This is a genomic window from Mycobacterium sp. IS-1590 (assembly GCF_001500025.1).
Taxonomy (GTDB): Bacteria; Actinomycetota; Actinomycetes; order Mycobacteriales; family Mycobacteriaceae; genus Mycobacterium.
The window spans coordinates 109619-122207 of sequence record NZ_LQIW01000004.1; the positions used below are offsets into that span (position 1 = coordinate 109619).

Below are 12589 nucleotides of genomic sequence, written 5' to 3' on the forward strand. Positions count from 1 at the left end.
AGCTGGAACGAGGTTTTTGCGTAGCAGCGGCGAGGGGTGAGAGGGAGAGGCGATGCGAGGGCAGGGTGCGCGACTGAAGACGACACTGCGTTCGCTGGGGGCGATGGTCCTGGCGGTGTTCGCGGCGATCGCGGTGGCGGTGGCATGGACGACCGCAACCGCGGTCCAGCTGGCGGCGAGCGCGTTGATCATGGGGGGCACGGAGCACCCCTTGACCTCCCCTCCGGATGACCCCGCCTACATCAGCCAGTACTTGAGCAATGCCGTCATGGGATTCATCAACCCTGCTGCGGGAGCGCCCACCGCTGCCGACGGCGGCCCCATCGACGACATCGACAACGACGTCTACGCGGTCGTCTATCCCGCGGCGTTTTTCCCGGTGTTCGGCAGCCAGACTTTCGATGATTCGGTGAACGAAGGGGTGGAGAGCCTGGAGGGGTGTGTTCGCGGGAGCTCGGACTGCGTTTACAACCCCGATGCCAGTTACGACGTGGAGAACCCGCTGGGGCCCGAACCCGCCGCCCCGTCCGCCTTTGAGGACTACGTCATCTTCGGCTACTCGCAGAGCGCCGTGGTGGCTTCGCTGGTGAAGAGGGAACTGATTGCTGATCCCAGGGATCCGGAGAATCCCGCTGACGAAGCTCCCCAGACGTCGTTCTTCCTGCTGGCCAATCCGATGCGCCCCAACGGCGGCATCCTGGCGCGCGGCCCCGAAGGCCTCACGATCCCGATCATCGGCATCACCTTCTACGGCGCGACCCCGACGAACTCCTGCGAGGCTGGCGGGGAGTGCATGCCGACGGTCGACGCCGCAGCACAGTACGATCTTCTCGGCGGCGACGCACCCGCCAGCCTCACCAACGTGCTGGCCATCGCCAACTCACTGGCGGCCTACTACTACCTCCACGGCGATCTGCAGAACGAGAACTTCGACGATGCCGTCTACCAAGGCTCTTACGGCGACACCGACTACTACCTCTATCCGGCCGAACGGCTGCCGATCCTGATGCCGTTCGAAGCGTTCGTGCCCTCGCCGATCCTGACGGCCCTGGATGCACCGCTGCGGGTGCTGATCGAGGGAGCCTATGCCCGCGACGTGAATCCGGGTGTCGCGACGAAGGTGGGTCTGCTTCCGTTCCGGAACCCGATCCAGACTGCGATCAACTTGGTGAAGTCGATCCCGACCGGTCTCGACGATGGGATCGAGGAGATCACCGGCGACCGCCCGCTGGGCACCGAGGAGACGACGAGTCCCTACGGCGTCGGCGGACCCGAGCTTCCCGACCCACCAGAAGACACCGCTATGAGGACGATGTCGTGGGCGCACTCAGGAAACGCCGACCTGGACGAGGGGAACGTCGTCGAAAACCTGCCGCCCACGAGTGAGCTCGAGTCCTCCGAAGGTCAGGTCCAGCAGGATCCGTTGGGACAGCAGCCGATTCAGGTCATCGCCAACCCGACACCGCCCGGCGGCGAGGCAACCACGAAGCAACCCGAGGAAGTGGTTGTCAAGGAGGGCATCGACGCCACGGGCGCCGAGAAGACCCGGAACGGTGCCCTCACCGGCAAGGCGCCGAGGGTCGGCCTCAAACCCACGCTGCCCAAGCTGAACGTCCCGAAGTTGCCGAAGCTGCGCGGACCAATCGGTTTCGACTCTCCGGTGCGGCTGGGCCCGTCACCCGCGAACCGGCCGGATCGGACCGGAACGGGAGCAAACCAGACGGATGCGGAGCCGGACAACCCGCCTGCCGGCGGTGAGGCGGGCGGCGACTCCGAGGCCGAGGGCGCCGCGGCCTGACGGCGTCAGCGGGAGCAGTTGAGCGAGACGGTGATCGACCTGCTCACCACGACCGTGATGAACTCCCGATCCTCGCCCTTGCCGACCGCGAACGTCTGAGTGACCTCCTGTGGGTTCCGCACGCTGGTGACGATGCACTCGCTGATCGGGCCGCTGCCGACCCGGTCGATGACGACGTCATAGCCCTGGTCCTCCAGCTCGGCGATGGTCCGCGGAGCGTCGCCCGGCTGCACCGGCTGCGCGGCGGCGACCCCCGCGGGCACCACAATGACGCCCGCCACCGCTGCTGTTGCTGCCAGACTTCGAAGAGCACCCATGACAGCCTCCATTCATGAGGGTCGATGCCACTACTTGTTGATCGCTGGTGGGCCGCCAGGCGTTGCATCGTCGCGGCCGCCGGCATGGCCCTGACGATCTGCGCCGGCGCGTGCGGAAACGATCCCGGTCCACCCGCGGCCGACGAGTCGTCATCCGAGAAACCCCCGCACGTCAACCCGGCCAGAATCGACCGGACGCGCACGGCCCTGCCCGCCGGATACGAGGTCACCGATCTCGTCGCCCCCGTCGGCCCGGTCACCGCGTGGGGATACGGCGCCCACTGGACCACCGACCCCGAGCGGTGTGCCGCGCTGGCCGACCCCGCCGCGGGCGCGATCCGCACCGACGGCTGGTCGGCGTCGGGACCCGGCGGCATCGTGTACGCCGTCGTCGCCGCCGCGCCGGGGGATCTCGACCCGACGGCGATCGACGAGTGCGGGCGATGGACCATGTCGGGCGGACGCACCACGGGGACCGTCACGCTCGAACCCGCCCCGGTCATCGACGCGGCATCGACCATCGCGATGGCGACGTCGAGCAGAACCGTCGTCGAAGGCGGCACCGAAACGCTGTCGCACGCCGAGACCGTCACGGCGTACCTCGGTGACCATGTCGCCTTCGTCGCAGTCGTCACCGACCCCGGCTCGCCCAATCCCCAACTCGGTCCGGATTTCGCCGCCCATCTGATGACCGAAACGGTGTCCGCGTTACGGGGCTGAGCCGTCGTTGCCCGGTACATTGTGCGGCGATGTCGAACAGGGCGATGGGCGCGGTGGTGTGTGCCGCTGCGCTCACGGCGTGTGCGACCGGTCAACCAGGTGGCGATCTGTCGCGTGCCGACATCGGGCGCGTCAAGGATGTGCGCACGAGCTTCGGGCCCGACTTCAAGGTCACCGATGTCGGCCCGACCGGTATCGATCCGAGACTGCTGTCACGGCAGGAACTGCCGAAGGGCATGACATTCGAGCCTCCCGACTGCGCGTCGTTCGCCAATCGGCAGATGCTGCCCGAAGGGGCGAAGGGCAACATGGCTGCGACGACGGCCGAGGGCGAGGGCAACCGGTTCATCACGATCGCCGTCGAGACGTCGGACACCGCATCGGTCAACGCGCCCGGCGAGAACTGCCGCAAGGTCGGGTTCGCCGGCGGTGCGATGCGCGGGCTGGTCGAGGTGGTCGAGGCGCCGCAGATCGAGGGTGCGCAGACGCTGGGAACTCACCGCGTGGTGCAGACGACGGTGGACGGTAAGCCCCGCACCGGCGAGCTCTACAACTACCTCGCCAGCTTCGGTCCGTTCCTGGTGATCGTCACCGCGAACCCGTTGGTGCTGCCCGACAAACCCGTCGCGAAGGTCGACACGCAGCGCGCCCGTGACCTGCTGGTCTCGGCGGTGAACGCGGTCAGGGCCTAGCGAACGTCGTGCGGACGGAACTGGATGCTGATCCGAACGCCCACCGGACGCGCCGTCTTGGGGATGGCGTGCTCCCACGTGCGCTGACACGACCCGCCCATCACGAGCAGATCGCCGTGCGCGTGCTGCAGGCGTAGCGACTTGCCGCCGCCGCGTGGCCGCAGCGCGAACGTCCTGGTCGCGCCGAGCCCGACGATCGCGACCATGGTGTCCTCGGTGCTGCTGCGACCGACCGTATCGCCGTGCCAGGCGACGCTGTCGTCACCGTCGCGGTACAGGCACAGCCCGGCCGTGGTGAAGGGCTCACCGAGTTCACCCGCGTAGGCGTCGTTGAGGCGACGGCGAAGTTGCTTGAGGCGCGGATGCGGTGGCGGATCGTCGACCAGGTTATGGAAGCTGACCAGGCGGGGGACATCGACGACGCGGTCGTACATCGGCCGACGCTCCGCACGCCACGGGATCACCTCGGACAGCTCGGTGAACAGCGAATCGGCATCGTCGAGCCACCCGGATCGGAAGTCGATCCAGGCCCCGTTGCCGAGATGGCGGCGTTCGGCGTGCTCGAACAGCGAGCTCTGCAGCGCCAGCTCCATGTCCGCGATTCTATCGCACAAGCGTTCGATGCATCAGAGCCGCACCGCGCCCGGTCCGTGTTCGGCGAGCACGTCTCCGGGGTTGGTCAGGGCACACGTCTTCAGGCTCAGGCAGCCGCAGCCTATGCAGCCGGTCAGGTTGTCGCGCAGGCGTTGCAGGTGCAGGATGCGGTCGTCGAGGTCTTGACGCCAGCCCGCCGACAACCTCGCCCAGTCCTTACTCGTCGGCACCCTGTCGGCGGGCAGGGTGGCCAGCGCTTCTCGTATGCGGGACAAGGGGATTCCCAGCCGCTGCGACATCCGGATGAATGCGACGCGTCGTAACGTCTCTCGCGCATAGCGACGTTGGTTACCCGGGGTGCGCCGGCTGTGGATGAGGCCTTCGCGCTCGTAGAAGTGCAGTGCCGAAACGGCGACACCGCTGCGAGCCGACATCTCGCCGGGAGTCAGCTCGTGAATCAACTCCATAACATCAACCATAGTTGAGGTGGAATCGCGGGTTACGGTGCTAGATGTGACGTTGGGCTGCGACTCCGAGGTGGGTCGGCTGACTGCGGCCATTCTGCATCGGCCCGGTGCCGAGTTGCAGCGGTTGACGCCCCGCAACAACGATGCGCTGCTCTTCGACGGGCTGCCCTGGGTGGCCAGGGCGCAGGCCGAACACGACGCGTTCGCCGCGTTGTTGGCCGACCGGGGCGTCGAGGTGATGCTGCTCGCCGATCTGTTGACCGAGGCGCTGGCGCACAGTGGCGCGGCACGGATGCACGGGATCGCGGCCGCGGTCGACCCGCGACGGTTGGGTCTGCCGCTGGCGCAGGAACTTTCGGCGTACCTTCGCTCGCTGGAGCCCGCGCCGCTGGCCCACGTGCTGATGGCGGGCATGACGTTCAACGAGTTGCCGCTCTCGGGTGCCGAGCTGTCGTTGGTGCGGCGGATGCATCACGGAGGCGATTTCGTCATCGATCCGCTGCCGAATCTGCTGTTCACCCGCGACTCGTCGTTCTGGATCGGGCCGAGGGTGGCGATCACGTCGCTGGCGCTGCCGGCGCGGGTGCGCGAAACCTCGCTGACCGACGTCATTTACGCCCACCACCCGAGATTCCTCGGGGTCCGGCGGGCCTACGAATCGCGGTCGGCGCCCGTCGAGGGAGGAGACGTGCTGCTGCTCGCGCCGGGTGTCGTGGCGGTGGGAGTGGGGGAGCGGACCACCCCTGCGGGAGCGGAAGCGTTGGCGCGCAGCCTGTTCGACGATGATCTGGCCCAAACGGTGCTGGCGGTGCCGATCGCGCAGTCGCGCGCGCAGATGCACCTGGACACGGTGTGCACGATGGTCGACGTCGACGCGGTCGTGATGTACCCGCCGGTCGTGGATTCGTTGTCGGCGTTCACGATTCACCGCGATGGCAATGGCGGAGTGCTCATCGACGACGAGGTGCCGTTCGTCGACGCCGCCGCCAAGGCGATGGGTATCGACCGGTTGCGCGTCATCGCCACGGGGCTGGACCCGGTGACGGCCGAGCGCGAACAGTGGGACGACGGCAACAACACGCTCGCGCTCGCACCGGGTGTGGTCATCGCCTATGAGCGCAACGTCGAAACCAATGCGCGCTTGGCCGACGCCGGTATCGAGGTGCTGCCGATCCAAGCGTCCGAACTGGGCACCGGCCGCGGCGGCCCGCGGTGCATGTCGTGCCCGGCCGGCCGCGACCCCCTGTAGCGCCGCGAGTCAACGCTCGGGCCCGTGTGCTTCGCGAGACGTACACCAGGGCCGTTGAATCCGCGCGATCACGACCCTGGTGTACGTTTCGCGAGGGGAAACCACCCGCGACGCTCGGCGGCCTCCCGCAGTCTGTGCAAAATGAGCCCGCGGCTGTGCTCCTTGACCACGTGAATGTCCAGCCAACCGAGACACTCCACGAGCGCGTTGCGGCCGATGTCGTGAACGAATCGGCGCCGCTCCGTCTGATGCTGTTCACCGTCGTAATCCAAAGCGATCATCGGTTCGTCCCAACCCATGTCGAGGAACGCCTCAGCGACGCCGTCGCTGACGCGGATCTGAGTACGAGGCCGCGGATACCCTGCGTCGACGACGAGAAGTCGCAACCACGTCTCTTTGGGCGACTGAGCGCCGCCGTCCATCAGATCCAGTGCGATGCGAGCACGCTTCATCCCTCGCCAGCCGCGATAACGCTCGAGAAGCGGTGCGACGTCGTCAACGGTCAGGCCGGTCGCCGCTGCCAGTGCGTCGAGATGCCTGACCGCCAGGTCGCGACTGAGGTGTCGCGCCAGATCCAGCGCCGTGCGTGCCGGCGTCGTCACCGCAAGGTCCCCGATCGCACAGACCTCGTCCCAGTCGATCCGTTCATTTCGGATGACCACTCCCCGCCGTGGACGCTCCCGCGGGCCGATCATGTCGATCGGTGTGTCGGGGCTTACCCATTGGGCTCCGTGCAGTGAAGCCGCAGCACGCCCGGCCACGATGCCGCGACGATCCGTCCACAGCCAGGCAGCATGTGCGTCGAGTTCAACCGACGGTGCCGCACCGCGGGGCACGTAGACGCGTGGCTTGACGCGCTTGTAGCGCGAACGCAACTGGCCTCGCGTCAGGCCCCTGCCGAGTAGTTCGCGGCCGACGAATGCTTCTTCCATGCGACGGATGCTGGCCGGAAGCGCTGACAATTCTGTCCCCGATTCGCGAGGCGTACACCACGGCTGTGGATAACTCGCCCACACGACCCTGGTGTACGTCTCGCGAAAAACCGGCAGGGACCTCAACGCCAGGACGGCAGCCAGATCTGCATGTTCCAGGTGTTCTGCGATATCGGGATGCCGGTCAGGATGGGGTACATCCACGCGAAGTTCGTCAACACCAGCGCGACATAGCAACTCACCGCGATCAGCCCGAGCGTCCGGCGTTCGGAGTTCTGGTTCGGCTTGTGCAGGATGTCGCCGAGGATCAACGCGATCATCATCACCAGGAACGGCGCCATCGTCGCCGCGTAGAAGAAGTACATCTGGCGGTCGATATCGGCGAACCAGGGCAGAAAGCCCGCGCTGTAGCCCACCAGCGCGACGCCGTATCGCCAGTCGCGCTTGACGAATGCCCGCCACACCGCCCACCCCAGCACCGGCACCGCCAAGAACCACATCGCGGGCGTGCCGACCAGCAGCACGGCCTTCACGCACGACTGCGCCCCGCATCCGGGCACGTCCTGGTTGTCGATCGCATAGAGCACCGGGCGCAACGACATCGGCCACGTCCACGGCTTCGACTCCCACGGATGGTGGTTGCCGTCGGCGTTGGTCAATCCGGAGTGGAACCGGTACGCCGCATACGTGTAGTGCCACAGCGAGCGCAACGAATCGGGAATCGGCAACACACTGTCCGGGCCGATCGACTGCCCGACTTCGTGCCGGTTGATGGCCGTCTCCGAGGCGAACCACGGCGTGTACGACGCGAGGTACACCCCGAACGGGATGAGCACCAACGCGTACAGCGACGGTCCCAGGTCGCGGCGAAAAGCGCCCAGCCACGGCCGCGGGACGCGGTACTGACGCCGCGCGAGGATGTCGAAGACCATGGTCATGACGCCGAAGAACGCGACGAAGTACACGCCCGACCACTTTGTGGCGCAGGCCAATCCGAGCAACACTCCCGCGCCGAACCGCCACCACCGCACCCCGAGCCTGGGCCCCCACACCGTCTCGCCGATGCGGCCCTCCAACAGCGCGATGTGCATGCGCTCGCGTACCTGGTCGCGGTCGACGATCAGGCATCCGAACGCGGCCACCACGAACGTCACGAGGAATCCGTCGAGCAGCGCGGTCCGCGAAGCCACGAAGCTGACCCCGTCGGCGATCACCAGCAGTCCCGCGATGCCACCGACCAACGTCGAACGGCTGATGCGTCGGGTGATCCGCGCGACCAGGATCACCACGATCACCCCGCACACGGCGCCGGAGAACCGCCAGCCCAACCCGTTGTACCCGAACAGCGCCTCGCCGATCGCGATCAACTGCTTGCCGACCGGCGGATGCACCACCAGGCCGTAGCCCGGGTTGTCCTCGACGCCGTGGTTGTGCAGCATCTGCCAGGCCTGCGGCGCGTAGTGCTTCTCGTCGAAGACGGGCGTGCCTGCGTCGGTCGGCGATCCGAGATTGAGGAACCGCGTCACCGCGGCCAGCGCGGCGATGACGGCGGTCATCACCCAGCCCTGCAGCCGGTCGACCGGTCCGAAATCCGCCGCGGGTACCTGTGGTGCTGGGCTGATGACCGGGACCGCTCGCGGCGCTTTGGTGGCGGGGGCGGTCACGAGTGCGATCGTAGGCTGTCGGCATGAGCCCCGGTCGACTGCTCATCGGCGCCACGCCGCTGGGCCAGCCCTCCGACGCCTCCGCGCGGCTGGTCAGCGCGCTGGGCGGCGCCGACGTCATCGCCGCCGAGGACACCCGCCGGATCCGCACGCTGGCCCAGGCCCTCGAGGTGAGGCTGACCGCGAAGGTGGTCAGCCTCTACGACCAGAACGAGGCGTCGCGGATCGCGGGCCTGCTCGACGCGATCCGGTCGGGCGCGACGGTGCTGCTGGTCAGCGACGCCGGTATGCCGCTGATCAGCGACCCCGGCTATCGCCTTGTGGCGGCGTGCATCGACGCCGGACTCACGGTCGCCTGCCTGCCGGGCCCCTCGGCGGTGACGACGGCGCTGGCGGTCTCGGGGCTACCGGCCGAGAGGTTCTGCTTCGAGGGCTTCGCGCCCCGCAAGCAGGCCGCGCGCAAGACATGGCTGACGGCGTTGGCGACCGAGCAGCGGACCTGTGTGTTCTTCGAGTCGCCCCGCCGGCTGGCGGGCACGCTCGCCGACGCGGCCGAGGTGCTCGGGCCGGATCGCCGCGCGGTGGTGTGCCGGGAGCTGACCAAGACGCACGAGGAGATCGTCCGGGGCCGGCTCGTCGAGCTCGTTGACTGGGCAGGCGACGGGGTGCTCGGCGAGATCACCGTCGTGCTGGCCGGCGCCGTCCCGAAAGCGGATCTCGAAACCCTGGTCGCCGCGGTCCACAGGCTGGTCGACGACGGCGCGCGGGTCAAGGACGCCTGCGCCGACGTGGTCGCGGCCAATCCGGGCTCGCCGTCACGGCGTGAGCTCTACGACGCGGTTCTGCGGTCGCGTTCGTGACGCGATGATCGGTACCGCCTTGTGCAGGCACTCTTCCCACTCGCGATCCGGATCCGAGTCGGCGGTGATACCGCCACCCACGCCGAGGACGGCGTTCGCGGACGCATCGAACTCCACCGTCCGGATCGCCACGTTGAGTTCGCACCCCGCCACCGGAGACGCCAATCCGACTGTTCCGCAGTAGATTCCGCGCCTTACCGGTTCCCAGTCTTCGAGCAGTTGGCGTGCCCTCGTCTTGGGAGTCCCCGTCACCGACGCCGGCGGGAACGTCGCGTCGAGCACCGTCGACATCGGCACATCGACGGGTATCCGCGCGGCCACCGTCGACACCAGATGCCACACCCCGGGCGCCGGTTGCACGACCAGTAATTCGGGCACCGTCACGGTGCCGACGTCGGCGACGCGGCCCAGGTCGTTGCGCACGAGGTCGACGATCATGATGTTTTCGGCGACATCTTTGACCGAGCAGCGCAGCGCGTCCGGATCGGCCGAACGCGGCAGCGTGCCCTTGATCGGGCTCGACGCGATCCGGTCGCCGCGCCTGCGCAGGAACAGTTCCGGCGACAACGACGCCACCGCACCCCAGCTCCCCGCGAGGTACGCCGCACGTGCGGGCGACGTGCGTTGTACGGCGTCGGCGAAGAAATCCAGCGGAGACCCGTCCAGGCGGCCGCGGAACTGCGTGCACACGCACGCCTGGTAGACCTCCCCGGCCGCGATCGCCTCCAGGCATTCCAGCATCCCTCGCCGATGCGCACCGCGATCGGCTTCACCCCACTCGATCTGCGACGGCCGTGGCGCGACCGGCACCCGCAGCGCGTCGGCCACCCAATCGGGAAGCGTTGCGTCGGAGAGGCTTTCGAACCGCCACCGGCCGTCTCCGTCCTGGCGTAGCACGCAGTCGGACCAGCCGCCCGCTGCCTCGGGAATTCGCGGGCCGCAACCGTCGGCCGCCGCATCCGGGTACGACCGGTACCCGAACCAGCCGCCTCCGATCGCGTCCCCGTGACCCGATCCGACGGGGACGTCGAACACGCGCGAACAGTCGAGCGGGGCGATGTCCACGGAAGGCGCGATGACCGCGCCCGATCCGAACCACTCGCCGATCAGCGCGGCAGGCGGCGCCAGCCCGCGCTCGGCCGCGGCGTATCCGACGGCGCGCAGAACCGCTGGGGCGCTGCCGAGGTCGCCGAGCGGGTCGATGCGCACCGTCTCAGCTTGTCAGATACTCCGCGTGACTTCCCGCGCGATGTCCACCCCGGCCAACTTGTCCGGGTTGCGCATCACGTAGAAGTGCGAGATCCGGCCCTTGGTGATCTCGATGGTGATGAGCCCCTCGAAGTGGTCGCCGAGGTAGAGCTTGAGCGCAGGCGCGTTGTTGTACATCGCCGGTTCCACCCGGCCGGCCTCGCCGGCGACCCGCACCAGCCCGATGAGGACCCTGGCGACCTTGTCGGCGCCGACCACCGGCCGCCGCGCCGCAGAGACCTTGCCCGCGGAGTCGGCTGTCCATGCGACGTCGTCGGTGAGCATCTCGAGCAGCGCGTCGACGTCGCCGGTGGACGCGGCCGTGAAGAACCGCTCGGTGATCTCCATCGACACCTTGGGATCGACCGGCTCGAACCGCTTTCGCCGCGACTGCACGTGTTCGCGCGCGCGGTGCGCCATTTGACGTACGGCGGCAGCCGACTTGCCGACGGCCCCGGCGATCTCGTCGTGGCTGAAACCGAACACCTCGCGCAGCACGAAGACAGCGCGCTCATCCGGGGTCAGGGTTTCGAGCACCACGAGCATCGCCATCGAGACCGATTCGGCGAGAACGACATCGGACGACGGGTCGCGTGCGTCGAGCAACAGCGGTTCGGGAAGCCACGGGCCGACGTACTCTTCGCGCCGACGCGACTGTGCCCGCAGCGCGTTGAGTGACTGGCGGGTGACGAGCTGGGCGAGGTAGGCCTTGGTGTCGTGCACCGTGGCAAGATCCACCTCGGCCCAGCGCAGGTAACTCTCCTGCAGTACGTCGTCGGCTTCGGTTGCGCTGCCGATGATCTCGTAGGCGATTGTGAACAGCAGCGGACGCAGCACCGTGAACCGTTCGGCGTGTTCGTCACCCGTGCCGTTCATCGGATCGCAACCGCCTGCGCCGCCACCGCCTGCTGCCGACGCGGGTTCGTCTTCCAGGTGTAGGAGCCCGGCTTGTCGGCCTCGCCCCGGATCCATTTCAGCGTGTAGCGGCACACCTGCTCTTTGACCAGCGCGCCGGTGCGGCCTCCGATGTACCAGCGGCGTGGCGTGTCGTCGACGTCGGCGAACTGGAATATGCCGGCCCTGCGCCCCAGGCTGATGCACTGTCCGGCCATCGCGTGATTCACCGCGGCCGGGTTCTCGCCGGCCAGGCGGGCCAGCACCGTGTTCGCGGCCTGGGCGCCCAGCGGGAGCGCGGCCTGGCAGCTCATCCGCCACGGCTGGTTCGACGGTGACGCCGCGTCGCCGGCACCGACGATGTGCACGTCGTCCACGCTGGTCAGCGTCTCGTCGGTGAGCAGCCGTCCGAGCGCATCGGTGGCCAGGCCGCTGGCGGCGGCCAGACCCGGCACGCCGAAGCCGGCGGTCCACACCGTCACCTCGCTCGGCACCTCGCGGCCGTCGGCCACCACCACCCGGTCGGCCCGCACTTCGGCGACTGCGCTGCCCTCGACGATGACGACACCCAATTTGGCCAGCCGCTTGGCGATCGACCGGCGACCGCTGGCCGCCAGGGACGGCCCGAGCACGTCGGTCACCAACGTGACCGGGCGGCCGGTCTCGGCCAGCTCGGTAGCGGTCTCGATACCGGTCAACCCGCCGCCGACCACGACCACCGGCGCCGAAAGCGGAACGTCGGCCATCCGGGCGGTCAGTCGCTGCGCCTGCTCCAATTCACTGAGCGGATAGGCGAACTCGGCGGCGCCGGGCACCGCGGACGGGATATTGCCCGTACTGCCGACGGCGTAGACCAGGTAGTCGTACGGCAGTGACGTGCCGGACGCCAGCGTGACGGTGCGGGCCGCCGCGTCGATCCGCGAAGCCCCGTCGACCACGAGCCGCACGGCCCCTGACAGCACGGCCGAGTAGTCGGCGACGGCGTCGTCGTTGCCGGCGACCAGTTGATGCAGGCGGATCCGTTCGACGAACTCGGCGCGCGGGTTCACCAGTGTCACGTGGGCGTGCGGGGCGAGCCGATTGGCGGCCATCACCCCCGCGTAGCCGCCACCGATCACAACGACGTTGTTGGTCATCTCCGTCATCTTCGATCT

At 68.3% G+C, this 12589-nt stretch carries 13 protein-coding genes; 5 read left to right on the forward strand and 8 right to left on the reverse strand.

The features are described 5' to 3' along the window. The first annotated feature begins 52 nt into the window (after positions 1-52). Positions 53-1798, forward strand: coding sequence for a PE-PPE domain-containing protein (locus tag AU197_RS05420; protein ID WP_231744834.1), 1746 nt, complete (start codon positions 53-55; stop codon positions 1796-1798). Positions 1799-1803: 5 nt separating this feature from the next. Here AU197_RS05420 and AU197_RS05425 read toward each other — a convergent pair whose 3' ends face one another. Continuing rightward, entirely contained in the window at positions 1804-2115 is a 312-nt protein-coding gene (locus AU197_RS05425; RefSeq protein ID WP_064401566.1) for a hypothetical protein, read from the reverse strand. 24 nt (positions 2116-2139) lie between these two features. Here AU197_RS05425 and AU197_RS05430 point away from each other — a divergent pair, with 24 nt between their 5' ends. Beyond that, positions 2140-2835 (forward strand): DUF5642 family protein, encoded by a 696-nt coding sequence (locus AU197_RS05430; protein ID WP_231744835.1) that lies wholly within the window; start codon positions 2140-2142, stop codon positions 2833-2835. A gap of 29 nt (positions 2836-2864) precedes the next feature. After that, positions 2865-3527: a DUF5642 family protein gene (locus tag AU197_RS05435; protein WP_064401494.1), complete on the forward strand. Its 663-nt coding sequence runs from the start codon at positions 2865-2867 to the stop codon at positions 3525-3527. Here AU197_RS05435 and AU197_RS05440 read toward each other — a convergent pair. Both AU197_RS05440 and soxR read right to left on the reverse strand, forming a co-directional pair. Then, a complete protein-coding gene (locus AU197_RS05440; RefSeq protein WP_064401495.1) occupies positions 3524-4120 on the reverse strand; it encodes an alpha-ketoglutarate-dependent dioxygenase AlkB in 597 nt (198 codons plus the stop codon). The genes AU197_RS05435 and AU197_RS05440 overlap by 4 nt on opposite strands. Positions 4121-4153: 33 nt before the next feature. After that, positions 4154-4588 (reverse strand): redox-sensitive transcriptional activator SoxR, encoded by a 435-nt coding sequence (gene soxR, locus AU197_RS05445; RefSeq protein WP_064401496.1) that lies wholly within the window; start codon positions 4586-4588, stop codon positions 4154-4156. Positions 4589-4625: 37 nt separating this feature from the next. Between soxR and arcA the strand changes: the two genes are divergently transcribed. Beyond that, positions 4626-5837 (forward strand): arginine deiminase, encoded by a 1212-nt coding sequence (arcA, locus tag AU197_RS05450; protein WP_156434312.1) that lies wholly within the window; start codon positions 4626-4628, stop codon positions 5835-5837. Between the two features lie 68 nt (positions 5838-5905). Here arcA and AU197_RS05455 read toward each other — a convergent pair whose 3' ends face one another. Beyond that, positions 5906-6769 (reverse strand): type IV toxin-antitoxin system AbiEi family antitoxin, encoded by an 864-nt coding sequence (locus tag AU197_RS05455; RefSeq protein ID WP_064401498.1) that lies wholly within the window; start codon positions 6767-6769, stop codon positions 5906-5908. Between the two features lie 122 nt (positions 6770-6891). Continuing rightward, on the reverse strand, positions 6892-8433 hold the full coding sequence (locus AU197_RS05460) for a dolichyl-phosphate-mannose--protein mannosyltransferase (protein ID WP_064401499.1): 1542 nt from the start codon (positions 8431-8433) through the stop codon (positions 6892-6894). Positions 8434-8456: 23 nt separating this feature from the next. Here AU197_RS05460 and rsmI point away from each other — a divergent pair, with 23 nt between their 5' ends. Further along, on the forward strand, positions 8457-9293 hold the full coding sequence (gene rsmI / locus AU197_RS05465) for a 16S rRNA (cytidine(1402)-2'-O)-methyltransferase (protein ID WP_064401500.1): 837 nt from the start codon (positions 8457-8459) through the stop codon (positions 9291-9293). On the opposite strand, the gene AU197_RS05470 is transcribed toward rsmI, so the two are convergent. From AU197_RS05470 to AU197_RS05480, 3 genes are read right to left on the reverse strand one after another with little or no spacing between them, the layout of a single operon-like run. Further along, positions 9249-10502: an aminodeoxychorismate synthase component I gene (locus AU197_RS05470; protein WP_064401501.1), complete on the reverse strand. Its 1254-nt coding sequence runs from the start codon at positions 10500-10502 to the stop codon at positions 9249-9251. The genes rsmI and AU197_RS05470 overlap by 45 nt on opposite strands. A 12-nt stretch (positions 10503-10514) precedes the next feature. After that, a complete protein-coding gene (locus AU197_RS05475; RefSeq protein ID WP_064401502.1) occupies positions 10515-11417 on the reverse strand; it encodes an RNA polymerase sigma-70 factor in 903 nt (300 codons plus the stop codon). Further along, the gene (locus AU197_RS05480; protein WP_064401503.1) at positions 11414-12580 is read right to left on the reverse strand and encodes an NAD(P)/FAD-dependent oxidoreductase; all 1167 of its coding nucleotides are present in this window, start codon (positions 12578-12580) and stop codon (positions 11414-11416) included. Before AU197_RS05480 ends, AU197_RS05475 begins: the two co-directional genes overlap by 4 nt. Positions 12581-12589 lie beyond the last annotated feature (9 nt).